This is a genomic window from Exiguobacterium sp. SH0S2, from assembly GCF_004337185.1.
Lineage (GTDB): Bacteria > Bacillota > Bacilli > Exiguobacteriales > Exiguobacteriaceae > Exiguobacterium > Exiguobacterium aurantiacum_A.
In genome coordinates this window covers 256,593-281,420 of the sequence record NZ_SJVB01000001.1, presented here as the reverse complement: position 1 = coordinate 281,420, position 24,828 = coordinate 256,593, and the positions used below count along the sequence as shown (strand labels likewise).

The window sequence follows — 24,828 nt, the reverse complement described above, 5'->3', positions numbered from 1 at the left end:
AGAACGAAACTGGGGGGTCGGGCATGGAGCAACATCAACTCACAGATCGCGTATATGGAATTTTGGCGAAAATCACGGAAGCTAGACAGATTCAAAAAACCGAAATCGAATTTTTATTAGATTGGATGAAAACGGAAGTCAAAAACCGTCGACTCATGCATCTGCTTGAGATTTTTAGTCGGGTCGAGTCTGACGTGCGTGAACTACCGCCCGTCTTGACGCAGTCAGAAGCGATTGCGTTGATTGCGCCGGTCAAACGTTATATTCATACGGTTTTGGGAATCGAACAAGAAGATGAAGACTTAGTATTGATTTTATCGGGTAGTTTCTCTACGTTTAGTCGCTACAAACCGAGAGTTGAAAAATTAGGGGCGAGGCCGGTGTTTCTGCAGACGATCGCAGAAGCGGTCGAGTACGATTATGAAGACGTCCCGAAAGCGATCGTCATGGATGTCGAACTATGGTCTCACTTCCCAGAGCGAGACATTCAGTCGTTCGTCAGCAAAATGAAGAAACTCTATGTGCCGCTCATCGTCATCGGGACGAATGAGCATTATCGCTTGGCCGCTTATTCATACGGCTTTGATGATTACTGGGAATCGTGGATCCCGATGGAAGAACGGCTCGTCCGGCTCGGCTTACATATTGAAAAGGCACGGCTCGTCTCGAACGCGCTTCTCGTCGATGAATTGACGGGCGCTTTTAACCGTAAATACTTAAAAGCGACGTTCAGCCGGTTCGTCTCCCGCTTAGAACGTTCCGGAGAGAGCTTCACGCTCGCGCTTTTAGACATCGATCACTTTAAGCAGTTAAATGACACGTTTGGCCATGCGTATGGCGACGAAGTGTTGCATCGCATCGCCGAAGAGATCCGTCTAGCCATCCGCTCGAGCGATGAGTTGATTCGGTACGGCGGCGAAGAGTTTTTGGTCATCCTTAACGTTTCCGACCGGACCGTCGTCGACGCGGTACTTGAACGGGTCAGGACGCGGATCGAGCAGATGGAGTTTCCTTATGAGCACCATGTCACTGTGTCGATCGGTTATACGCGTGTCTGCCAGACCGGGATGACGCTCGGAGAGTGGTGCGCCTATGCCGACGAGGCCTTGTATAAAGCGAAGCGTGACGGGCGTAACCGCATCATCCGTTATTCGTCTGCAGTTCGAGAAGAGAAGCGTCTCGCTTATGTGACGATGAGCCCGCAAAAATACGCCTCACTAGCCGAACAGCTGCCGAAACAACATCGGCGCTACGAGGTCGTCTATCGACCGTACGACTTATACGCCTGTAACGATAACGTCGAGATGTTCATCTTAGACGAGTCGGGGTCGACCGCGACGAAAGGGACGCTATCGGCCGTGAAAGAACAACGCGGCAAGTATAGCCATATCCTTGCCGTCACGAAGCGAACGGCGACCGAGCTCGGGACGCTGTACGATGATTTGGCGGAGCAAGACCGTAACGACGTCATCACAGAAAAAATTGAGCAATGGCTTGAAAAATTACCGGATTGAAAAAGACATCGATCTCATTCGATGTCTTTTTTGTCGTATTGGCGGAACGTGAAACTATAATCATGCCGCTCATCTTTCGGATGGAACTGTTCGTCCGTGACGATGAGATTTTGCGGCGTGAGCGGGTAATACGTGTCCGCCTCGAACGTCCCGTCGACTTCGGTAATATAGAAGCGTTCGGTGACTGGCATCGTCTGTTCATAAAGCGTCGCCCCGCCGATGACCAAGAAGTCCTCGGTGTCGCGCGCGGTGAGGATGCGATCGAGGTCGTGCCAGACTTCGACGTCGGGTGCTGAAAATTCACGGTTCGACGTGACGACGATGTTGCGCCGGTTCGGAAGCGCCCGGCCGATCGATTCAAACGTCTTTCGACCCATGACGACCGTCTGACCCGTGGTGACGGCTTTGAAGTATTTCAAGTCGTCAGGCAGGCGCCAGAGCAAAGCGTTGTCTTTCCCGATTTCACGATTTGATCCACAAGCGACGACATGGATGATCATACGCTGACCGCTCCTTTAATGTGCGGGTGCGGGTCGTAACCGACGAGTTCAAAGTCCTCGAACCGGAAGTCCTCGATCGATGATACGTCACGCAAGATGTTCAGTTTCGGAAGCGGGCGCGTGTCACGCGTCAGCTGCAGCTTCACTTGCTCGAGGTGATTATGATAGATGTGCGCGTCACCGAGCGTGTGGACGAAATCGCCGACCTCAAGACCGGTCACGTGGGCGACCATGTGCGTCAGCAAGGCGTATGACGCGATATTGAACGGCACACCGAGGAACGTGTCGGCGCTGCGTTGATACAACTGGCATGATAGTTTGCCGTCGGCGACGTAAAACTGGAACAACAGATGGCACGGCGGGAGCGCCATGTCCTCGAGTTGACCAGGGTTCCAAGCAGACACGACGAGTCGACGAGAGTCGGGATTCGTCTTGATCTGTTCGATCACTTGGGCGAGTTGATCGACACTCGAGCCGTCTGGTTTCGGGAACGAGCGCCACTGGGCACCGTATACCGGGCCAAGATTGCCGTCCTCATCCGCCCATTCGTTCCAGATACGGACACCGTTGTCTTGCAGGTAACGGACGTTCGTGTCGCCAGAGATGAACCAAAGCAGTTCATGGATGATCGAGCGCGTATGTAATTTCTTTGTCGTGATGAGCGGGAACCCGTCCTGCAGGTTGAAGCGCATCTGATAGCCGAAAACGCTCGTCGTTCCGGTACCGGTCCGGTCTTCTTTGACGACGCCGTGGTCGAGAATATGGTTACATAAGTCGTGGTATTGTTTCATGGTAGGTGTTCCCCCTTTTCAATCATTCATTTCTAACGTTATCACATCTACCACAAGATGTAGATGATTTCTTGACTGTAAAATCGATATACAGCTACGAGACAGTGATTATTCGTTTTCGGGATGTCCGATTTCGGGTATACTAGGGAAAGACAATTAAAGGGAGGGATTCGATGAAATTACAAGGTATGAATATTTTGCAGATCGTCAGTGACGACTTTGAAGATTTAGAACTCTGGTATCCGGTCCACCGGTTACGTGAAGAAGGGGCGAACGTCATCCTCGCCGGCGAGAAAGCCGATCACGCTTATATTGGGAAGTATGGCGTCCCGGCCAAGTCGGACGTGGCGTTCGACGACGTCGACATCTCGTCGTATGATGCGTTGCTCGTCCCGGGTGGTTGGTCGCCCGACTTGTTGCGCCGTTTCGACTCGGTGAAAGGGTTCGTCCGCTACATGGATGAGCAAAAACGGCCGATCGGTCAAATCTGTCACGCGGGCTGGGTATTGATTTCAGCCAACATCCTTCAAGGCGTCAACGTGACGAGTACACCGGGCATTAAAGACGACATGGAAAACGCGGGCGCGATCTGGCACGATGAGCCGGTCGTCGTCGATGGCCATATCGTCTCGAGCCGTCGTCCGCCAGATCTGCCCGACTATATGCGTGAGTTTATCAAGGTCATGGCCAAAAACTGAAAAAAGAATAAAGGAGATTTCTACAGTTGAACTTAAAATCTAACCCAATTCTCCGTAAATCGATGGAGTCGACTGCTTATAGCACGGAGCCGATGACGAAAGCCGGTACGTGGTCGAAAGTGTTCACGTTGCTCTTGCTCGTGACGGCCGCGGCTGGTACGACATGGCTGCTCGTTCCGACGATCGGGGAAGCGCTCTTGTTCCCACTCATGATCGGCTCGCTCATTCTTGGCTTGATCATGGCGCTCATCATCACCTTCAAACCGAACACGGCGCCTGTCGTCGCACCACTCTACGGCATCGTCGAAGGGGTGTTCGTCGGTTCGATTTCGTACTTCTTTGAAGCGATGGCACCGGGCATCGTCGGTCGCGCCGTCTTGACGACGTTTATCGTCGCGTTCGCGATGTGGTTCGTCTATTCGACCGGGCTCGTCAAAGTGACGCAAAAGTTCCGGGCCGGTGTCACGGCCGCGATCTTCACGGTCATGCTATTGTATCTCGTCCAGATCGGCATGAGTTTCTTCGGTTCCGGACTTCCGTTCATGACGGGGTCGTCACCGCTCGCGATCGGTGTCCAGTTCGTCATCGTCATCATCGCCTCACTCGCGCTCGTCCTCGACTTCGACTATATCGCACGTCAAGTCGAAGCCCGGGCACCGAAGCAGTTGGAATGGGTGGCGGCGTTCGGATTGATTGTGACGCTCGTCTGGCTCTATATCGAATTGCTCGACTTATTGTACCGCCTCGCGATGCGAGACTGATCATCGGCCTTGGGCCGATGATTTTTTTAGGAAGACAGGAAAGGATGTGACCGCCCTCGCGATTAAAGGGGGCGAAACTTATGAAAAAAATTATTATCATCGGTTCGGGCATCGTCGGCATCTCGGCTGCCTATCATTTGGCCGGGAAAGCCGACGTCACCGTCATCGATCGAAAAGAAGTGGGCCGGGCGACCGACGCGGCCGCAGGCATCGTCTGTCCGTGGATCGCCCAACGCCGCAATAAAGCCTGGTACGCGCTCGCCAAAGGCGGTGCCCGCTATTATAGAGACGTCGTCGCCGAGTTAATGAATGAGGGTGAGCGTGATACCGGCTATAAACGCGTCGGGACGCTCGCGTTGCATGAAGACAAGAAGTTGAACGAGATGCTTGAGCGGACGACGCTGCGCCGGGAAGAGGCACCAGAGATCGGTGAGTTGACTCGACTGTCGGCTGAAGAGGCGAAAGTTCTTTTCCCACCGCTGTCAGATGAATACGATGCGCTCCTCGTCGAGGGCGGGGCCCGCGTCGATGGCGAGAAGTTGCGCGCGGCGCTCGAACGTGTCGCCGTCAAACGTGGCGTGAAACTTATCGACGGCTCTGCCGTTCTCGTCGAAGAAGACGGCTATCACGTCGAATGTGACGGCGTCCGCTACGACGCGGACGAAATCATTTTGGCGTGTGGGGCCTGGTTGCCTGAACTGCTCGAGCCGATCGGTTATACGGCACGCGTCTCGGGGGAGAAAGCGCAAATCGTCCACGTCCAGTTACCAAACGTCGATGCGTCAGATTGGCCGGTCGTCATGCCGCCGCGACGCCGGTATTTGCTCGGGTTCGAAGGGGGTCGGGTCGTCATCGGTTCGACGCATGAGCGGGGTAAGGCGTTCGACGCACGCCCGACGGCGGTCGGTGTCCATGAAGTGCTCGCAAAAGGTCTAGAGTCGGCGCCTGGCTTAGCAGAAGCCGAATTGATCGAGACGCGTGTCGGTTTCCGTCCGGTCACACCGAACTCGATCCCGATTCTCGGTCGTGTGCCGGGGGCAGAGAAATTACTCGTCGCCAACGGTCTCGGTTCATCGGGCTTGACGGTCGGCCCGTTTATCGGCAAAGTACTTGCAGACTTGGTGCTGACGGGAGACTGCGAACTTGATCTGTCGCTTTATCCGATAGAAGACCATGTCTACCGACAACTGCAGTGAACAAAACAGGCGACAATCCGCGGATTGTCGCCTGTTTTAACGGCTTCGTCGCATGATCCCGTGCAAGAAAAAATGAAAATACTCCTGCATCGTCTCGGTCATTTCGTGCGAAGTGAAATCTGGATCTGATAAAACTGCCTGTTGCATCAAGCGAACGTAACGAAGGTAAGCATCGGTCGATACGTCTGGGTCGATCGCCCCGGTCGTCTTGCCGTACTCGATCAAGCTTCGAAACGCGGCATAGCCACGGGCCGCGAGTTGTTGCCATGACGGGTCGGCCGTGACGATTGATAACACCGCGTCATCGAACAATGCCGCCGATTCAATTTTCCGTCTTAATATCTCAATCAGTAACTCCTCGAACGGGATGTGTTCCCCGATGCGCTCCTCGATCCAGCCCATCTCATCTTCGGTCAGACGCGTGAGCACTTGAAGGACGACTTGTTCCTTCGAGCCGAAGTAATTGTAAATTGAGACAGGTGAGACTGAGGCAGAGCGGGCAAGTTCACTGATCGTGAAGCGTGACTGCTTCTCGCTCATCAGCGACTTGGCGGCGTCAAGTATGGCCCGTTGTTTCGTCTCCGTCCGTTTCGTAAAACCGTCCACCTTCATCCCTCTTCTCCATTGTTTTGTAATCAATATACCATTTCCATTTCAAAAAATAACGTGATATACTAGTTTTGTAATCATATCATGTTTATATTTCAAAAAGGAGAGGGCGAAATGATCCAAATTGAGAAGTTGACGAAACGGTTTGACCAGACGCACGGTATTTTCGACGTCTCGTTCCGTGTCGAGCCCGGCACCGTTTTCGGCTTCATCGGTCCGAACGGGGCCGGGAAGTCGACGACGATTCGTCATTTGATGGGACTGCTCCACGCCGACTCAGGGAAAGCGACCGTGATGGGGCATGACTGCTGGAAGGAGACCGAGACGGTGAAGGCGCTCGTCGGCTATTTGCCAGGTGAGATCAACTATCCGCAAGACATGACCGGGGAAGAAGTCATTCGTCTGACGAGACGCCTTCACGTGACGAGTGCGGAGCGGGAGCGTCAATTGCTCGACGTGTTCGCTTTCGATACGGGTTTGAAAGTCCGGAAGATGTCGAAAGGGATGAAGCAAAAACTCGCCATCGTCACGTGTTTCATGAAAGACGTTCCTGTGTATGTCCTCGACGAGCCGACGAGCGGGCTCGACCCGCTCATGCAAGAGCGTCTCGTCGACTGGGTGCTCGCTGAAAAAGCAGCCGGGAAAGCGATTTTGATGAGCTCGCACCACTTCCCGGAAATGGAGAAGACGTGTGACCGGGCCGCCCTCATCCGCGACGGCCGGATGATCATCGAAGAAGAGATGGCGGAACTGAAACGGCGAAGCAAAAAGACGTATCGCATCGGCATGAAAGACGAGGCGGCGGCGATCAAATTGAGCGAACAGATCGGGACACGTGAACAGACATTCGTCACGGTATCGTTATCGACGTCAGAAGAGTTGAACGGCTTGATCGAGCTACTCGCCCGTCACGACATCGCGTCTTTGACGAGCGGCACCGACGAACTCGAGCACATGTTCATGCAATATTACGGGGAGGCGACTTAAATGGTACTCGTATCGTCACTGTTCAAGCAAAATCGGGGTTGGATATTAGGTTACGCGCTCGGGACGAGTGTGTACTTGTTCTTCTTGGCGGCCATCTTCCCATCGATTCAAGAGACCGGCCTGATCGAAGGGAAGCTCGATTCACTACCGCCAGAGCTGCTCGACGTGTTCAAGATCGACCCGAATCTCGCGATGGACAACGTCATCAACCTGCTCGCCGGGAACTATTATGGGCTCATCTTCTACGTGCTCGCCATCTTGTTCGCGTTGACGTTCGCGTCAAGGCTCATGGCCAAACCGGTCGACTCGGGCGAGGTCATGCTCTACATGGCGGCCCCGATCTCAAGAAGCGGCTACGTGACGGCGAGTATCGCCTTGCTGGTCATCGCGACCGTCTTGTTCGTCGGGTTGAACGGGCTCAGCCTCATGCTCGCGAACGTGTTGTTCGACTTAAACATCGATAGCGGTCTGTTGTGGACGTTGCAACTCAACGCCGGTCTCATCTTGCTCGTCCTCGGGTCGCTCGCTTACGTGCTCGCGAGCCTGTTCGATGACAGCACCCGGTCGTACATGGTCACAGGCGGCATCTTTTCAATCTTCTTGATTGCCAACATCTTCTCAGGCTTCAGCGATCAACTCGACTGGTTGCGAAACCTGTCGATCTTCTCTCTATTTGACGCAAACGCATTGATTCAAGGCGATTCGGTTTGGTTGTCGTTGTTTTGGCTGACAGCGCTGAACGTGTTGATCATCGTCTCCTGCTATGGCTGGTTCACACGGAAAGACTTGACGATTTAGTTTTTCGGAATAAGATGTCGGGTATGTTACAATCAGCTCGACAGATTAGAAAGGGGAATGATTTATGCAACTCGCAACGTTACGAAACGGCGTTCAAATCCCGATGATCGGATTTGGCGTCTGGCAAGTAGACAATGAGACCGAGGCGCCGCAAGCTGTCGCCGAGGCGTTGAAAGTCGGGTACCGTCACATCGATACGGCGGCCGTCTATAAAAACGAAGAAGGCGTCGCCAAAGGGATTATGACTTCAGGCGTCAACCGCGCCGACATCTTTTTGACGTCGAAGATTTGGAACGAGGACATCCGTCAAGGACGGACGAAGGATGCGTTCGACGAGTCGCTCGCTCGCCTCGAGACCGACTATTTGGACTTGTGCCTGCTTCACTGGCCGGTCGACGGTTTCGTCGCCGCTTGGAAAGATCTTGTCGACTTGTATGAGGCCGGAAAAATCAAAGCGATCGGCGTCTCGAACTTCAAAGAGCATCATCTTGAAGCGTTGAAAGAAGCGGGTCTGATGACGCCACTCATCAACCAAGTCGAACTTCATCCGCAACTCCCGCAACCGGACCTCGTCGAGTACTGCCAAGATGAAGGTATTCAAATCGAGGCGTGGAGCCCGCTCATGCAAGGAAAATTCCTCGATGTCCCGGTGTTTGCCGAAATCGCTGACAAGTATGGGAAGACACCGGCTCAAGTCGTCCTCCGTTGGCACTTAGAGACAGGGAACGTCGCCTTGCCGAAATCGGTCACACCACACCGGATCGAAGAAAACTTCAACGTCTTCGACTTCACACTCGATGCTGACGATATGGCGAAAATCGATGCGGTCGCGACACATGAACGCATCGGTCCAGACCCTGACACTATTGAATTTTAAACCGATTGAGACTCATTATTTGAGTCTCTTTTTCATTTCGCTTGTGTATGAGCAGAGACACACGGGTATAGAATACTATGTTAATAAAGGAGGTGTCAGGTCTTCTTCGGAAGATCCTATTTATGGACTTGTCAAAATGGCCTTTAGTCAACTGGCTGGCGTTTTTAGCGACAGTCGTCATCAACTACTTCGCGAGCGGTGATAACGCTGCCGTGTCAGACCGGATCGATATTTATTTCAAACCGGCTGGATACGCTTTCTCGATTTGGGGACTCATTTACGTCGCGCTCGCAGTATGGCTCGTACTCCAATTGAAGAAAGGGTCGGTCGCGAACCGACAGGCTAACCGGATGAAGGCAGGCTTCCTCGTGTCGTGTATTTTGAACGGTCTTTGGCTGCTCGCGTTCACAAACGAGTGGTTCATCGCCTCGCTCGTCGTCATGGCGGCGTTTTTAGCGACGCTCGCTTGGTTGTATTACATCGCCTTCCGCACGTCGACGAGCTGGCTTGACCGTTTCCCATTCTCGGTTTACCTCGGTTGGGTGTCGGTCGCGACGATCGTTAACGTCTTCATCGTCATGAAGACGGAACGGATTACGACGTTGCTCGGCTTAGATGAGTTGGCATGGACGTCACTCATGCTCATGGTCGGGGTCGTCCTCGCTTTGGTGTTTATGTGGTGGCACCGCGACTTCATCTACCCGCTCGTCTTCGCCTGGGCGTATGTGGGCATCTTCGCCCGAATCGACAACGGGACGCTTTACGTCGTCCTCGTGAGCGCGCTCATCGTGCTCGCGCTCGGTTACGTCGGCTTGATCATTTGGAAACGGCCGCGTTCGTTTTTGCATCACTCCAGAAAAACAGTATGACAAGCAAAAAGATAGCCTAAACGGGCTATCTTTTTCTTTGGGAATAACAAGTTCTGATGAACCTATACATAAATATATTTGATGGATAAATATTCATTATGGATTATAAGTTGTTTTTAAAAATCCCTTGATATCAAATATGTATCCGCTTTCAAAAAATATTCATTCCGTTACCGTTATGCAAAAATTCATTCAACATACTTGATTTTTCAGAATATTTAGAACAAAATAAAATTTACGAACAAGATGGATAGAGAGGGGCTGATTCGATGGAGCGAACAAGTTTGTACGATCCACGATTCGAAAAAGATGCATGCGGTATTGGGTTATATGTCAATTTAATGGGAGAAACAAAGCACGATATCGTCAGCAAATCGCTATCGATGCTCTGTAAGCTCGAACATAGAGGTGGGCAAGGCGTCATCGACGCTGGTGACGGGGCCGGCATCATGACCGAGCTGCCCCACGAGTTATTCACTCAGACGATGAACTTGCCAGCGCCGGGGGGCTATGCGGTCGGCATGGTGTTCTTCCAACCGAACGAGACAAAGCTGCGCGACAAGCAACAACAAATGGAGCGACTCGCCGATGAACTCGATTTCGCGACAATCGCCTGGCGGGAAGTACCGGTCGACAGTTTGGCGATCGGTGAACACGCTCGGGTGACACAACCGACGATTTATCAATGGTTCGTGTCGTGCCCGTTCGCGGACTACGATTCAAACGAACGCTCGCTCTATCAGCTTCGCCGGATGATCGAGAAAACAGACGAATTAAACCTTTATCTTCCGAGCCTGTCGACGAAGACGATCGTTTATAAAGGGATGTTGACGCCGATCCAGATTGAGCGGTTTTATCTCGATCTGCAATCGCCGGCTTATAAGAGCACGTTCGGGATCGTCCATTCACGGTTCTCGACGAACACGTTCCCGTCATGGGAGCGGGCCCATCCGAACCGGATGATCGTGCATAACGGTGAGATCAACACGTTACGCGGGAACATCGATGCGATGCGTGCCCGCGAAGGTGTGACCTCGACCGACCTGTTCGATGATGTGAACGAACTGTTCCCCGTGCTCCAAGAAACGGGCAGTGACTCCTCGATGCTCGACAACGCGTTCGAGTTCTTCACTCGGACCGGTCGTTCGATCGCACACACGGCGATGATGCTCATCCCTGAGCCGTTCGCCGAAGTATCGATGGATCCGTTCAAAAAAGACTTTTATCAGTACCATTCGTCGATTATGGAGCCGTGGGACGGACCGACGGGCGTCGTCTTCACGGACGGGCGTCAAATCGGGGCAATCTTGGACCGGAACGGCTTGCGGCCGATGCGTTATATCGAGACGATGGACGGGGAACTCATCCTGTCGTCTGAGAGCGGGGTCATCCCGGTCCATGCGGAGAACGTCAAGACGAAGCAGCGTCTCCGTCCCGGGCAGCTCCTCCTCATCGACTTGGAATCGAAACGTCTCATTCCAGACGCAGAGATCAAACAGACGATCGCCCGGGCCGAACCGTACGGGAAATGGTTGAAGCAGATGACGACGATTGCGGACCAGCCTGTGAATGAACCGGTCGTCGAACAGGTGCACCGTAAACAACGGGCGTTCGGATACACGAAAGAGGATATCGAGCAATATCTCGTGCCGCTCATCCTCGAGAAAAAAGATCCGATCGGCTCGATGGGCCATGACCAACCGGTCGCGGTCTTGTCAGAGCGACCGCGGTCGCTGTTCCATTACTTTAAGCAACACTTCGCCCAAGTGACAAACCCTCCGATCGACGCGTTGCGCGAGAAAATCGTCACGGCGACGTTCACTTGGCTCGGTCCTCAAGCGAATCCGGTTCATACCGGTCGGGGACACGCCCGCCGCGTCTGGCTCGAACATCCGATCATTGACGCGGCGACAGTCGAGGCGGTGAAGTTGAAAATGAACGTCGTCCGCATCACGACAACGTATGAAACAGACCTCGAACGTTCACTCGAGTCATTGTTTGAACGTGTCGATGCGGCCGTCCGAGATGGGGCTGAAGTCATCGTCTTGTCTGACCGTGACATGTCCGAGTCATCGCTCGCGATGCCGGCCCTGCTCGTCATGAGCGCGGTCCATCAACATTTGATTCGGTCGAACTTACGGGCGTCATGCAGTCTCATCGCTGAAAGCGGAGAAGTGAGAGAAGTGCACCAAGCCGCCGCTTTGATCGGATACGGGGCCGATGCGGTCTATCCGTATTTAGTGTACGCGACGATCGCCGAAGCGGTAGAAGCCGGATTGATTTCGTTCTCGGTCGAAGAAGCGATCCGCCGCTATCAAACGGCTGCAGTCGATGGAATCGTCAAAATTATGTCGAAGATGGGGATCTCGACCGTGCAAAGTTACCGGGGAGCACAAATTTTTGAGGCGGTCGGCATCGACCGCGCATTGATCGACCGTCATTTCCGCGGGACGACGTCACAACTGTCCGGGATCGGGTTCAAGGAGCTCGAAGCAGAATCACGGCGTCAGCACGAATCGGCATTTAGCCGTGACCGTCCGCTTGAAGCGGGAGCAGATTTCCAGTGGCGAGCCGACGGAGAAGAGCACGCCTTTAACCCTAAGTCGATTCACTTGTTGCAACGGGCATGCCGCGAGAACGAACGTCGTTACTATGACGCTTACGTCAAACAGCACGAAGCATCCGGTCAATTTTTAAGACAGTTGTTCGACTTTAAATCGCAAGAGCCTATCCCGATCGACGAGGTCGAATCGGTCGCCTCGATCGTCAGCCGTTTCAAGACGGGCGCGATGTCGTTCGGCTCCCTGTCGAAAGAGGCACATGAGACGCTCGCCATCGCCATGAACCGGATCGGCGGGAAGAGCAACTCAGGTGAAGGCGGCGAAAACCGTAACCGCTTCACTCCTGACGCGGACGGGAACGAGCGCATCAGTCGGATCAAACAAGTGGCAAGTGGACGATTTGGTGTCACGGCCGAATATTTGTATCATGCCGATGAGATCCAAATCAAGATGGCGCAAGGTGCGAAACCAGGGGAAGGTGGGCAGTTGCCGGGCAATAAAGTCTACCCGTGGGTCGCCGAAGTGCGCGGCTCAGTCCCAGGTGTCGGGCTCATCTCGCCGCCACCGCACCATGACATCTACTCGATCGAAGACTTGGCCCAGTTGATCTTTGACTTGAAGCACGTCAATCCGAAAGCAAAAGTGAGCGTCAAGCTCGTCTCGAAATCCGGTGTCGGAACGATTGCGGCCGGCGTCGCCAAAGCGAACGCCGACACGATCGTCATCAGCGGCTACGATGGCGGGACAGGGGCTTCGCCTCGGACGTCGATTAAGCATACGGGTCTTCCTTGGGAACTCGGATTGCTTGAGACACACCAGACGCTCGCATTGAACGGACTTCGCGGTCGCGTCACGCTCGAGACGGACGGCAAGCTCATGACCGGACGCGATATCGTCCTCGCCGCCATCTTTGGGGCGGAGGAATACGCGTTCGCGACGGCACCGCTCGTCGTGCTCGGCTGTATCATGATGCGGGCCTGTCATCTGGACACGTGTCCGGTCGGCGTCGCGACACAAGACCCGGCGCTTCGCCAAAAGTTCATGGGTAAACCGGAACACGTCGTCAATCTTATGACGTTCCTCGCCGAAGAAGTGCGCGAAATACTCGCCTCGCTCGGCGCGAAGACGATCGGTGAGGTCATCGGCCGAACGGACTTGCTAGAAGAGAGCGCCTGGAAACAGGAGCACACGAAAGCGAAAATGCTCGATTTGACACCGATGTTATCGGTCCCGACAGCGTTACCGGGGAAGGAAGAGTTAGCTCATCCGGCTTTTCAGTCGTACGACCATCGAAAATTGATCCCAGCCGTATCGCGTTCGATCAAATCGCTTCAACCGACGTTCTTCGTCGGGCGGGTCCGCAATACGGACCGGGCCGTCGGGACGATGCTCGGCTACGAAGTGACGAAAGTTCACGGTAACATCGGTTTGGCTGAAGATACGATCTCACTCCGACTGAGCGGATCGGCCGGACAAAGTTTAGGCGCATTTCTTCCTCATGGCATCACGATCTCTGTGATCGGGGATGCGAACGATTATGTCGGAAAAGGGTTGAGCGGCGGGAAACTCGCGGTCATCGCTGAGAAACATGCTCCGTTCGACGAGAGCGAACAAATCATCGCCGGCAACGTCTGCTTGTACGGGGCGACATCGGGGATGGCATTTTTCAACGGACACACGGGGGAACGGTTCGCGGTCCGAAACTCAGGTGCCGTCACCGTCACTGAAGGCGTCGGGGATCACGGGTGTGAATATATGACCGGTGGGACGGTCGTCGTCCTAGGAACGGTCGGCCGCAACTTCGCGGCCGGGATGTCCGGAGGTGTCGCCTTCCTATACGGCGACCAAGACTATGACCAACTCGTCAACACGGAACTCGTAGCGGTCGAACGCGAGTTGACCGATGAGGACACAGAACAGATTTACACGCTGCTCGAGATGCATCAATTCCACACGGATAGTGTGAAAGCGAGTCGTATCCTCGAGTCGTTCGATGACGAGCGGAAGCGCTTCGTCAAAATCGTACCTCGCGATTATGCGAACGTACTTGACGTCATGCGTCAAATTGAAGCCACTCGTCCGGAACTGAACGAGGCAGACCGTGCCCTCGAACTGTTCCGGGTCGTGACTGAAGGAGGCGTAGTATGAGACATAAATTTATCGATATCCCACGTGAGACGCTCCCTGAGCGTACAGTGCTCGAGCGGATACGTGACTATGATGAATATGCATCCCGGATGGACGATGAACCGATCGTCAAGCAGGCCGAGCGCTGCATGGATTGCGGGACCCCGTTTTGCCACGTTGGCGATATGATCGGGCAAGAGACGATCGGGTGCCCGATCCACAACTTGATTCCGGAATGGAACAAGCTCGTCTCGGACCAAGACTGGTATCGTGCTTACGAGCGGTTGATGGAAACGAACAACTTCCCAGAGTTCACGGGCCGCGTTTGTCCGGCCCCATGTGAAGGGTCGTGTACGCTCGGCATCAGCGAAGACCCGGTCGCCATCAAATCGATCGAACGGACGATCATCGACCGCGCGTTCGAAGAAGGGTGGGTCCAGCCGCGCCTCGTCCAGATGCGGACCGGACGCTCGGTCGCCATCATCGGCAGCGGTCCAGCGGGTCTCGCTGCGGCGGACCAGTTGAATCAAATCGGTCATCACGTCACTGTGTATGAAAAAGCTGACGAGGCGGGCGGGTTGTTGTTTTACGGGATCCCAAACATGAAGCTTGATAAAGACGTCGTCCGGCGCCGGATTCACTTGCTCGCGGCGGAAGGAATCCGCTTTAAGACAGGTGTCAACGTCGGTGTTGATGTGACGGTCGAGTCACTCCGCCACAAGTTTGATGCCGTCATCCTCGCGACGGGGGCACAGAAACAGCGGACGCTCGGGATCGAAGGGGACGACGCGACCGGCGTCGAACCGGCGATGGACTATTTGACCGAGTCGACACGGGTGCTCGGCGGAAAAATGATCGACGCACAGTATGACGCGGCCGGGAAAGACGTCATCGTCATCGGTGGCGGTGACACCGGGGCCGATTGTGTCGCCACAGCGATCCGGCAAGGTGCGAAATCGGTCACACAGTTCGGCAAACACCCGGAAAAAGGCATGTTCCGGGCGCCAGAACGTCCGTGGCCACTTCAACCAGACACGCTTTCGGTCGATTATGCTTACGCCGAGGCGATCGAACGTTATGAGCATGACCCGAGAACGTATTTGATCCGCTCAAACCGAGTTATTAGCCAAGACGGTCGCGTCGCCGGCATCGAGACGGAACGGATGGAAAAGATCGTCAAGCCGGACGGTCACGCGACGTTCTTCGTCGTCGAAGATTCAGTTAAGACGTATCCGGCCGACCTCGTCCTCGTCGCCATCGGTTTTGAACGTCCTGAATCCGAATTGCGCAAGCTCGGCGTCGAAGCGAAGCAAGACTACGTTTCGAACGTAGACGGCGTCTTCGTCGCCGGGGATGCGAGACGCGGACAAAGCTTGATCGTCTGGGCGATCCGCGAAGGGCGAGAAGTCGCCGAAACGGTCGACGCTTACTTGGAGGCTTGTCAATCTCGTCTAAAAACTTCATCATAAAAAGGAGCGACGATTTCGTCGCTCCTTTTTAGATTGATCAATAGGAGGAGTCAGAGATGCTAACAGAAGTCCTCATGTATACGGGTTTTTGGTTTTTACTCGTGCTCGTCTTGCTCGGCACGATTTACGCGCGGCGTAACCGGAAGTGATTATAATACCATCGCGGCAATCAAACCGAAGACGATGAGCGGGATGTTGTAGTGGAGGAACGTCGGCCAGACCGTCTCGCGCAAGTGGTCGTGTTGCCCGTCCGCGTTCAAACCGCTCGTCGGTCCGAGCGTCGAATCACTCGCCGGGCTACCGGCGTCACCGAGCGCTCCGGCCGTTCCGATGATGGCGATCGTCGCCTCGACCGAGAAACCGTACTGGATACATAACGGCACGAAGATGGCGGCGATGATCGGTATGGTCGAAAAGCTCGAGCCGATACCGAGTGTGATGACGAGACCGACGAGGAGCATGACGAGGGCGGCGAGGAACTGCGAGTCACCCATCAAGTTGCTTGCTCCGCTCACGAGCGGTTCAATCGCACCCGTTTCACGGATGACGGCGGCGAATCCGCTCGCAGCGATCATGACGAAACCGATGAAGGCCATCATGCGCATGCCGCTCGTAAAGATATCGTCCGCTTCTGACCAAGGGATGAGACGGAAGAGCGTCAACAGGATCAAACCAGTCACGGCCGAAGCGATCATCGATTCGGTCTGTAATTGAACGACCAAGACGACCAAGACGACGATCGCCGTCAACCAAATCTTCATGTTGCTCAACGTGCGGACCTCATAGTCGCTCGGACCGAGTTGGATCGTTTCATACGACCGCGGTTTCCGGTAGTGGAAGAAAGCGGTGATGAGTCCGACGAGCATCCCGAGTGCCGGGATGGCCATGATGCTGACGATATTGACGTCACCGACGGCCATCCCGTTCGTCTCGACGTTCGGGAGCAAAATCTCGTTCAAGTAGATGCCGCCGAAGCCGACCGGTAGCAACATGTACGGTGTGACAAGCCCGAACGTGAGGATCGTCGCGACGAGCCGGCGATCGAGTTTCAACTCATTGAACAAGACAAGTAACGGCGGTACGACGATCGGGATGAAGGCGATGTGGATCGGTAAGACGTTCTGTGAGCTGATAGCGAGTAAGAGCAGCAGCGACAGCAGTAACGCTTTGACGCGACCGACACTCTTGCCGGTCACATCACGGCCAGACATGCTGATCAACCGTTCAGCCAGGACATCAGGCAGGCCGGTCTTTGACAAGCCGACAGCGAACGCACCGAGCAGGGCGTAGCTGAGGGCGATCGTGGCACCGCCACCAAGCCCGTCGCTGAAAGCGGTCAACGTGTCGTTGAAACCGAGTCCTCCGACAAGTCCACCGACGATGGCGGCGAGGATGAGCGATAAGACGATATGGACACGACTGATCGCGAGAGCAAATAAGACAATGACAGCTAATAATACAGCATTCATGAGTTCCAACACCTTTCGAATCATAAGTTCTTTCTCTTGTTATCACTTTAATACGATAAAGACTTTTGAAATTTAACATACGTTTTATGACTTGTCAAATCATGAAAACAAAAAAAGCGACAACTTCGAAAAGTTATCGCTTCTTCATCATAGTTCGACGTTATGGTACACCTGACGAACGTCTTCTAAGTCTTCGAGTACGTCGAGTAGTTTCTCGAATTGCTCTTTCGACGCTTCGTCGAGTTCGACTTCGTTTTGCGGTAGCATCGTCAGCTCGGCGACTTCGAACGTCTCCACACCCGCCGCTTTGAACGCGGTCTGGACGGCATGGAATTCTTCCGGCTCGGCATAGACGATGACCGTCTCGTCTTCTTCGATGACGTCACGGACATCGAGGTCGTGCTCCATCATGAGTTCGAGCACGTCGTCTGCTGTCATCCCGCCGACACCGATGACGGCCGTCGCATCGAACATATACGCGACCGACCCGCTGACGCCCATGTTACCACCGTTCTTGCCGAACGCGGCCCGAACTTCAGAGGCGGTCCGGTTGACGTTGTTCGTGAGCGTGTCGACGATGAGCATCGACCCGCTCGGCCCAAAGCCCTCATAGCGGAGTTCGTCGAAGTTCTCTTCGTCGCCGCCTTTCGCTTTGTCGATGGCCCGGTCGATGATCGCTTTCGGGACGTTATACGTCTTCGCGCGCTCGACGACGAACTTGAGCGATTGGTTCAATTCCGGATCAGGTTCACCTTGGCGGGCGACGATGTAGATCTCGCGGCCGAACTTCGCGTAGATACGACTCGTATTGGCGTCTTTAGACGCCTTTTTCTCTTTAATGTTGTTCCATTTACGACCCATTACGTGTCATCTCACTTTCCATTGTTCGATAGATTCACTGTCGATTATATAAGAAGAAGCGAGCGTTGACGAGAGAAAATCATCCCTCGCTCTTGTCCATCTTCTCAACGATCTCGGTCAGCGTCTTTAAACTGTCGATCAAGCGGTCGGTCTCATCCTCATCGAGGAACGCTAACCGATCCTCGAACAGGCGCCGAAACGAGTCGCGCCGCTCGAGGAGCACGCGCTCTCCTTGGTCGGTCAATTGGTTCCAGATGACACGGCGGTCGCGCTCGTCAGGGACACGTGTAATATATCCTTCGTCGACGAGCTTCGTGATGAGCGGCGTCACGTTCGGCGGGGCAATCGATAACGTCTCACTAATTTGTCCGTTCGTGACCGCGCCTTCATCCTCGATCAACATCAATAGATGAAAGTGAGAGAAATTCAAGTTCGGGATTTGCGGGAGGTCGGAGCGGCGGAGCAGTTTTCTTCTGATTAACGGGATCAGTTTCACAAACTGATCGGCTGCATCTTGTCTTGGCATAGTCATAGTCACTTCCTAGTCAGGTTCTTTCTTCATTATACACGACCACAGGCGAGGTGGACGAGCAATCATCGGACTGTGAGCATTTACACACCGATTCCGCCAAACTAATGACACAAACAATGTAAGCGTTTACATATGGGTTTGTCCTTGTTTTCATGAAAACGCATACGATTTTACTGAGCTGATCTGTAAAAATCAAGACCTATCCTCAAACAGCAAAAAAATATTGTGAAAGAGTTCACATTGTTGTCACGCACAAATTGAATGAAACGGTGTATTCTATGAATGTGAAGGAAAGCACAAACTCTTATCAGGCAAACCGATTATCCCGTGCTCTCCATCAAGTCAGAAGATCAGCTCTCATTCATGAGGAGGAAACCAACATGGCAGTTAAAGAGAAAGCAGTAGTGGAAACATCAGCAGAACAGATGGTCGACACGCTCGTCAAGCAAGCGCACACGGCACTCGACACGTTGATGACGTTTGACCAAGAGAAAATCGACACGATCGTCCAAGCGATGGCGTTAGCCGGGCTCGAGCAACACGTCGTACTCGCTAAACATGCATATGAAGAAACAGGTCGCGGTGTGTTTGAAGACAAGATGATCAAAAACATCTTTGCGACAGAATATATTTTCAACTCACTTCGCGGTGAGAAAACAGTCGGCGTCATCGAAGACGATGAGCAAAACGGCATCACATACATCGCCGAGCCGGTCGGTGTCGTCGCCGGGGTCACACCGGTCACGAACCCGACATCAACGACGATGTTCAAAGCGATCATCGCCATCAAAACACGTAACCCGATCATTTTCGGCTTCCATCCGTCAGCACAACAATGTTCAAGTGCAGCGGCCCGTGTCCTTCGTGACGCAGCAATCGCAGCAGGTGCACCGGAACATTTGATCCAATGGGTCGAAAAACCGTCACTCGACGCGACGAAAGCACTCATGAACCACCCAGGCGTGGCCATGGTACTCGCAACAGGCGGCGCGGCAATGGTGAAGTCGGCTTACTCGACAGGTAAACCAGCGCTCGGCGTCGGACCTGGTAACGTCCCGGCTTATATCGACAAGACAGCGAAAGTAAAACGCGCCATCTCGGACGTCATCTTATCGAAAACGTTTGATAACGGCATGATCTGTGCGTCAGAACAAGCGATCATCGTCGACCAAGAAGTATATGAAGACGTGAAGCGTGAAATGACAGCGCTTGGCTGCTACTTCTGCTCACCTGAAGAAAAAGCTAAACTCGAAACACTCGTCATCAAGACAGACACATGTGCGGTCAACCCTGAGATCGTCGGGAAACCGGCAGCATGGATCGCCGAGAAAGCTGGACTCAGCGTCCCGGCCGACACGAAAATCTTGATCGCTGAACTCGAGACAGTCGGTGCAACAGAACTGCTCTCACACGAGAAGCTCAGCCCGGTGCTCGGCGCTTATAAAGTTCAATCACGAGAAGAAGGCTTCGCCATCGCTGAGAAAATGCTTGAAATCGGTGGTCTCGGCCATACGGCCGCAATCCACTCGACAGACGACGACGCGATCCTCGCGTTCGGACTTCGCATGAAAGCTTGCCGCATCATCGTCAACTCGCCAACGGCACACGGCGGTATCGGTGACCTTTACAACGAAATGACACCATCACTCACACTCGGTTGTGGGTCGTACGGTAAAAACTCCGTCTCTGAGAACGTGACGGCGAAACATCTACTCAACGTGAAAAAGGTGGCGAGACGTCGCGTGAATATGCAATGGTTTAAAGTCCCTGAAAAAATTTACTTCGAGAAAAACTCGGTTCAATACTTGCAGTCGCTCACGTCGAAAAAACGGGCAATGATCGTCACGGACGAAATGATGGTCAAACTCGGATTTGCTGACAAAGTCATCAAAAACTTGCCGGCTGGTGTTGACTACCGCATCTTCGACCAAGTCGAACCAGATCCATCGGTCGAGACGGTCATGGCAGGTGCTGAAGCGATGCGCCAATTCCAACCGGATATGATCATCGCGCTCGGTGGTGGATCACCGATGGATGCTGCGAAAGGAATGTGGCTCTTCTACGAACGTCCAGAAGAGAAGTTCTCAAACCTTCGCCAGAAGTTCATGGATATTCGCAAACGGACGTACAAGTTCCCGACGCTCGGCAACAAGTCGATGTTCGTCGCGATCCCGACAACGTCAGGTACAGGTTCAGAAGTGACACCGTTCACGGTCATCACTGATAAAAAACGGAACGTCAAATACCCGATCGCCGACTACGCGATCACACCAGACGTCGCCATCATCGACCCTGAGTTCGTTATGACGGTACCGGCTTCAATCACGGCTGACACAGGAATGGACGTCTTGACACACGCCATCGAAGCGTACGTATCGGTCATGGCGAACGACTATACAGACGGACTGGCCCTCCGTTCGATGAAGATGATCTTCGACTACCTCCCGAAAGCTTACGAAAACGGAAGCGACGCTGAAGCTCGTCAAAAAGTGCACAACGCCTCAACAATGGCCGGTATGGCATTCGCGAACGCGTTCCTCGGAATCAACCACTCGATCGCGCACAAAATCGGTGGCGAGTTCCACGTGCCGCACGGTCGGACGAACGCGATCCTCATGCCGCACGTCATCCGCTACAACGCGACACGCCCATCGAAACTTGCGGCGTTCCCGAAATATGAGTCATTCATCGCTGACGAGCGCTACGCTGAAATCGCACGCTTCCTCGGACTCCCGGCGAAGACGACTGAAGAAGGCGTCGAGTCACTCGTCCAAGCGATCATCGAGCTCGGACAGCGCTTGAACATCAAACTCTCGTTCAAAGCACAAGGCATCAAGAAAGCGGACCTCGATGCGAAGATCGACAAAATGGCGGTCGACGCGTTCGAAGACCAATGTACGACGGCGAACCCGAAAATGCCGCTCGTCGAAGAATTGAAAGAAATCATGTACGCGGCGTACGAAGGCGTATAATCAAAAAAAGGCGATCACTCCAACGAGTGGTCGCCTTTTGTCATGCAATTAAGGAAAGTCCCATGAACAGGAGGATGACGGATAAAGCGATGACGTTGAACCAGACGACAAACTTGATCGCGATCTCAGCCCACGCTTTATTTCTCAGCCCAAAATAAAGCAAGAATGCATAAAAAACTAGACCGCCGACGAGTCGGTACGGAGAAGATGCGTCAAAACCAATGTCGTATGCATGTTGTACTGTATTGAGCAAGGCGAGGAGGAGGAAAGCGCACAGGTAGCGCTTTTTCTTTATTTGTTGATTCGGATTGTAAACATTATTCATAGATTGCACCAACCGTCTTTGGGTTTTCGTATTTCTATCTTTCGACTTTGTAATATCTTTTCACTATACCATTTTTATGAAAGGTGAGATGGCGAAAACAGACAATTTCGTCTCCTGCGTTCATTCATCGCCAACGAGAGCGACCGTGTGAGACTGAAGCAAAGAAAAGCTAACCAAACCCCATGATTCCCGATGGAGGGGACGAGCAAGAAGGCCACAATCGTAAACACGATAAACGCATAGATGAGTGAGTTACGGACGGGCCGAGCGTCTCCGATGCCGGCAAAGACACCTTCATACAACATGGCCAAACCACCGATGAACGGATACAAAATAATCCACATATAATACGTCTCAATCGTCGAGCGGAGCGCTATATCTTCCGTGAAGAGGTGAATGATTCCATCCTGTGCCACTGACAGTAGTACGGTGATAATAACCGTTGACCACAAAATAAACCGAGAGCCGATCTGAACCGTGAGTCGATAGGTTTCATTCGATTTTTGCCCGATTGCGCGCCCAATCAATACGGTGGAAGCTTGACCGATGCCGCTGAACCAATAAGCGATCACATACTGCAATTGAAACAAGATGGCATTCGCACTCAATGCCTCGACGCCTTGTTTGGCTCCAAGTGCAGTGAACGAGCCCGTCATGAGAAGTAAGAAGACGGTACGGATGAACAAGTCACGGTTGACGGTCAAATAAGTAATATAAGCGCCCGTGTTCATCAAATCGCGGCTTATCTGTGCGGAAAACGTGATACGGCTTTGTACGAACAGCCAACCCAATCCAAACGTCATCACTTCTGACAAACTCGTCGCAAAAGCAATCCCGGCAACCGGATCGTAAAACACGTGGATAAACCAAACGTCTAAGATGATGTTCATCAGGTTGCCACCGACTTGGATGACTAAGGCGGTGCGCACGCTCCCATGCCCAATCAGCCAGCCGAGTAGGACGTACGTACCAAGCGCGAATGGAGCGGCGTAAAGTCGCGTCGTAATATAAGTCCGAACGGAGTCGGCCATGGATGCATCCGTTACAAGTAGATGAATGGCGGTTTCGCGAATCGGGATCAGGAACAAGAGAAAACTTGTTCCAAAAACAAACGCGATGACGAGCGGCCGGAACAAACTCATTTGAACGCGTGTTGCATCTTGTTTCCCGAGTGCTTGCGCTGTGAATCCGCTCGTACTAATCTTTAGAAAGCCGAACAGCCAATAAAGGGTGTTAAAGACGACCGCACCGACGGCGACTGCACCAATCGCGGTCAATTCGTCCGTGTTCGCGATTACAATCGTATCGACGACACCAAGCAGCGGCGTTGAGAAACCGGCGAGCACGAGCGGGTAAGCGATGAGCCAAAATGATTTAGTCGACACCATGCAAGAACCGACCCTTCTCGACGAAGGCGTCGCGCAATGCAATCGTGTACGGATGGCGCGAGTCATCAAACAATTCATTGCCGTTGAAAGAGTCCACGATCGTCCCTTCGGACAAGACAAGGATACGGTCACACAGTTTCGATACGACCGATAAATCGTGGGAGATGATTAAAAATGCCATCGACTGGTCGCGATGATAGGACTTTAGCATGTCGACGATGTGATGTTGCGTGATGGTGTCCAGTGCTGTCGTTGCCTCATCGAGAAGAATGAGTTGAGGATTCAGGCTAAGAGACCTGGCGATGGCGGCACGTTGTTTTTGCCCTCCGCTCAATTCACGAGGATACGAGGCCATGCATGTGTGCGGAAGTTGAACGATGTCAAACAAGTGTTCTAACTTGGCCCGTTCATCGTACGGTTCAATCAAACGAAAATGACGAAGCGGCTCCAAGATGGAATCTGCGAGCGTCCATCTCGGGTTGAACGATTCGGCGCTGTCTTGAAACACAGCTTGAATGCGTTGCCTCATCTGTGTGACTTCCCGACATGAAGCGGTCTGCCAAGACAGATTACATAGCTGAATCTGTCCTGCGTCAACCAGCTCAAGTCCGAGTATACAGCGAGACAAGGTGCTCTTTCCGCTACCGCTCGTCCCAATCAAGCCGACCGATTCGCCAGCCTGAACCGTGAACGTGACGTCACATAATACAGAGTGGCTACCATAGTTTTTCGAGACTTTTTCAACGTGTAATAACATGTTCGAGTCGTTCCTCTCGTTTTAAAATCGGTGCCGCTTGAAGCAAAGACTTGGTATACGGGTTCTCCGAGGCGATCAGGTGCTCACGATTTCCCGCGTCAACGATGCGCCCATCTTTCATGACGAGGATGTGATCGGCATAGGTCATCGCTTCGGCTAAATCGTGAGTGACCCACAGCATGCTCGATGTTTGACCGATCATCGACTTCAACCATTCGGTCACTTGCCGAGCCGTCAGCACGTCGAGCGCATTCGTGATCTCGTCCGCGATGATGAGTGTTGGTTGAAGAATGCTCGCAAGTAATAAGCAAAACCGCTGAAGTTGACCACCGCTCAGTTCGAGTGGATAGCGATTGAGGAGTTCTTCCGATAAATGAATCTCGGCCATGGCGGAGCGGATACGGTCTTTGTCGTATGCCTCGTCATGACTTTCGAACAAGTCCCGAATATGCTCATCCATCGTCAAAAATGGTGCGAACGACGTCGTGTAATGTTGTGGGATGTATCCAATCTCGCACCCATAAATGGAACACGTTTTACTCGCATCCCCAATCTCTTGGTCGTTCCAATAAATTGTACCTGTCGTCTGAAGCGTGTTGGGAAGCATCTGCAAAATCGATTTGACGAGAAGTGATTTGCCGCTTCCGCTCGCGCCGACGAGACAGACCCACTCATTTCGTTCGATGGCGAATGAGACGTCTTGTAAAAGTGGACGTTCGTCATGCTTGATAGAAAGTTGATCAATGACTAACATTACGTTGCCTCCT

General features: G+C 53.2%; 21 protein-coding genes. 11 read left to right on the top strand and 10 right to left on the bottom strand.

Annotated elements, in window-relative coordinates; all coding sequences use genetic code 11:
- Positions 1 to 23 precede the first annotated feature (23 nt).
- Entirely contained in the window at positions 24 to 1,514 is a 1,491-nt protein-coding gene (locus tag EVJ21_RS01450; RefSeq protein WP_131465158.1) for a GGDEF domain-containing protein, read from the top strand.
- Between the two features lie 14 nt (positions 1,515 to 1,528).
- On the opposite strand, the gene EVJ21_RS01445 is transcribed toward EVJ21_RS01450, so the two are convergent.
- Positions 1,529 to 2,014 carry a dihydrofolate reductase gene (locus EVJ21_RS01445; protein ID WP_131465156.1) on the bottom strand — a complete coding sequence of 162 codons (486 nt, stop codon included), beginning with the start codon at positions 2,012 to 2,014 and terminating at the stop codon, positions 1,529 to 1,531.
- Positions 2,011 to 2,805 carry a thymidylate synthase gene (locus tag EVJ21_RS01440; RefSeq protein WP_131465154.1) on the bottom strand — a complete coding sequence of 265 codons (795 nt, stop codon included), beginning with the start codon at positions 2,803 to 2,805 and terminating at the stop codon, positions 2,011 to 2,013. The genes EVJ21_RS01445 and EVJ21_RS01440 overlap by 4 nt, the downstream gene beginning before the upstream one ends.
- A 173-nt stretch (positions 2,806 to 2,978) precedes the next feature.
- Between EVJ21_RS01440 and EVJ21_RS01435 the strand changes: the two genes are divergently transcribed.
- The 3 genes from EVJ21_RS01435 to EVJ21_RS01425 all read left to right on the top strand — a co-directional run bounded on the left by EVJ21_RS01435 (position 2,979) and on the right by EVJ21_RS01425 (position 5,460).
- On the top strand, positions 2,979 to 3,503 hold the full coding sequence (locus EVJ21_RS01435) for a type 1 glutamine amidotransferase domain-containing protein (RefSeq protein ID WP_070327347.1): 525 nt from the start codon (positions 2,979 to 2,981) through the stop codon (positions 3,501 to 3,503).
- A gap of 26 nt (positions 3,504 to 3,529) precedes the next feature.
- Positions 3,530 to 4,264: a Bax inhibitor-1/YccA family protein gene (locus EVJ21_RS01430; protein ID WP_084812878.1), complete on the top strand. Its 735-nt coding sequence runs from the start codon at positions 3,530 to 3,532 to the stop codon at positions 4,262 to 4,264.
- 80 nt (positions 4,265 to 4,344) lie between these two features.
- Positions 4,345 to 5,460, top strand: a complete 1,116-nt coding sequence (locus tag EVJ21_RS01425; RefSeq protein ID WP_131465150.1) for an NAD(P)/FAD-dependent oxidoreductase — start codon at positions 4,345 to 4,347, stop codon at positions 5,458 to 5,460.
- A gap of 36 nt (positions 5,461 to 5,496) precedes the next feature.
- Here the strand turns inward: EVJ21_RS01425 and EVJ21_RS01420 are convergent, their stop codons facing one another.
- Positions 5,497 to 6,072 (bottom strand): TetR/AcrR family transcriptional regulator, encoded by a 576-nt coding sequence (locus EVJ21_RS01420; protein WP_236633495.1) that lies wholly within the window; start codon positions 6,070 to 6,072, stop codon positions 5,497 to 5,499.
- A 111-nt stretch (positions 6,073 to 6,183) separates the two neighbouring features.
- Between EVJ21_RS01420 and EVJ21_RS01415 the strand changes: the two genes are divergently transcribed.
- The 6 genes from EVJ21_RS01415 (at position 6,184) to EVJ21_RS01390 (ending at position 15,757) form a co-directional block, all read left to right on the top strand.
- Positions 6,184 to 7,056: an ABC transporter ATP-binding protein gene (locus EVJ21_RS01415; protein WP_201740699.1), complete on the top strand. Its 873-nt coding sequence runs from the start codon at positions 6,184 to 6,186 to the stop codon at positions 7,054 to 7,056.
- Positions 7,057 to 7,854 carry an ABC transporter permease subunit gene (locus tag EVJ21_RS01410; protein WP_071397415.1) on the top strand — a complete coding sequence of 266 codons (798 nt, stop codon included), beginning with the start codon at positions 7,057 to 7,059 and terminating at the stop codon, positions 7,852 to 7,854.
- A gap of 64 nt (positions 7,855 to 7,918) precedes the next feature.
- Positions 7,919 to 8,731, top strand: a complete 813-nt coding sequence (locus tag EVJ21_RS01405; protein ID WP_131465142.1) for an aldo/keto reductase — start codon at positions 7,919 to 7,921, stop codon at positions 8,729 to 8,731.
- A 122-nt stretch (positions 8,732 to 8,853) separates the two neighbouring features.
- A complete protein-coding gene (locus EVJ21_RS01400; RefSeq protein WP_131440548.1) occupies positions 8,854 to 9,600 on the top strand; it encodes a TspO/MBR family protein in 747 nt (248 codons plus the stop codon).
- Between the two features lie 269 nt (positions 9,601 to 9,869).
- Positions 9,870 to 14,309 (top strand): glutamate synthase large subunit, encoded by a 4,440-nt coding sequence (gene gltB / locus EVJ21_RS01395; protein WP_131489801.1) that lies wholly within the window; start codon positions 9,870 to 9,872, stop codon positions 14,307 to 14,309.
- Entirely contained in the window at positions 14,306 to 15,757 is a 1,452-nt protein-coding gene (locus EVJ21_RS01390; RefSeq protein WP_131443846.1) for a glutamate synthase subunit beta, read from the top strand. The genes gltB and EVJ21_RS01390 overlap by 4 nt, the downstream gene beginning before the upstream one ends.
- A gap of 149 nt (positions 15,758 to 15,906) precedes the next feature.
- On the opposite strand, the gene EVJ21_RS01385 is transcribed toward EVJ21_RS01390, so the two are convergent.
- The 3 genes from EVJ21_RS01385 to EVJ21_RS01375 all read right to left on the bottom strand — a co-directional run bounded on the left by EVJ21_RS01385 (position 15,907) and on the right by EVJ21_RS01375 (position 18,613).
- Positions 15,907 to 17,226, bottom strand: a complete 1,320-nt coding sequence (locus EVJ21_RS01385; RefSeq protein WP_131443845.1) for a Na+/H+ antiporter family protein — start codon at positions 17,224 to 17,226, stop codon at positions 15,907 to 15,909.
- 147 nt (positions 17,227 to 17,373) lie between these two features.
- Complete coding sequence (locus EVJ21_RS01380; RefSeq protein ID WP_070327338.1) at positions 17,374 to 18,087, bottom strand: YebC/PmpR family DNA-binding transcriptional regulator; 714 nt, start codon at positions 18,085 to 18,087, stop codon at positions 17,374 to 17,376.
- A 79-nt stretch (positions 18,088 to 18,166) separates the two neighbouring features.
- Positions 18,167 to 18,613: a MarR family winged helix-turn-helix transcriptional regulator gene (locus EVJ21_RS01375; protein WP_070327337.1), complete on the bottom strand. Its 447-nt coding sequence runs from the start codon at positions 18,611 to 18,613 to the stop codon at positions 18,167 to 18,169.
- Between the two features lie 386 nt (positions 18,614 to 18,999).
- On the opposite strand from EVJ21_RS01375, the gene adhE reads away from it, so the two are divergent.
- Positions 19,000 to 21,591 (top strand): bifunctional acetaldehyde-CoA/alcohol dehydrogenase, encoded by a 2,592-nt coding sequence (gene adhE, locus EVJ21_RS01370; protein WP_131443844.1) that lies wholly within the window; start codon positions 19,000 to 19,002, stop codon positions 21,589 to 21,591.
- Between the two features lie 40 nt (positions 21,592 to 21,631).
- Here adhE and EVJ21_RS01365 read toward each other — a convergent pair whose 3' ends face one another.
- The 4 genes from EVJ21_RS01365 to EVJ21_RS01350 all read right to left on the bottom strand — a co-directional run bounded on the left by EVJ21_RS01365 (position 21,632) and on the right by EVJ21_RS01350 (position 24,815).
- Positions 21,632 to 21,916: a hypothetical protein gene (locus tag EVJ21_RS01365; protein WP_141737213.1), complete on the bottom strand. Its 285-nt coding sequence runs from the start codon at positions 21,914 to 21,916 to the stop codon at positions 21,632 to 21,634.
- 74 nt (positions 21,917 to 21,990) lie between these two features.
- Positions 21,991 to 23,304 (bottom strand): MATE family efflux transporter, encoded by a 1,314-nt coding sequence (locus EVJ21_RS01360; protein ID WP_161568082.1) that lies wholly within the window; start codon positions 23,302 to 23,304, stop codon positions 21,991 to 21,993.
- Positions 23,291 to 24,061, bottom strand: a complete 771-nt coding sequence (locus EVJ21_RS01355; RefSeq protein ID WP_131489799.1) for an ABC transporter ATP-binding protein — start codon at positions 24,059 to 24,061, stop codon at positions 23,291 to 23,293. Before EVJ21_RS01355 ends, EVJ21_RS01360 begins: the two co-directional genes overlap by 14 nt.
- Positions 24,045 to 24,815, bottom strand: a complete 771-nt coding sequence (locus tag EVJ21_RS01350) for an ABC transporter ATP-binding protein (protein ID WP_070327334.1) — start codon at positions 24,813 to 24,815, stop codon at positions 24,045 to 24,047. Before EVJ21_RS01350 ends, EVJ21_RS01355 begins: the two co-directional genes overlap by 17 nt.
- Between the last annotated feature and the right edge of the window lie 13 nt (positions 24,816 to 24,828).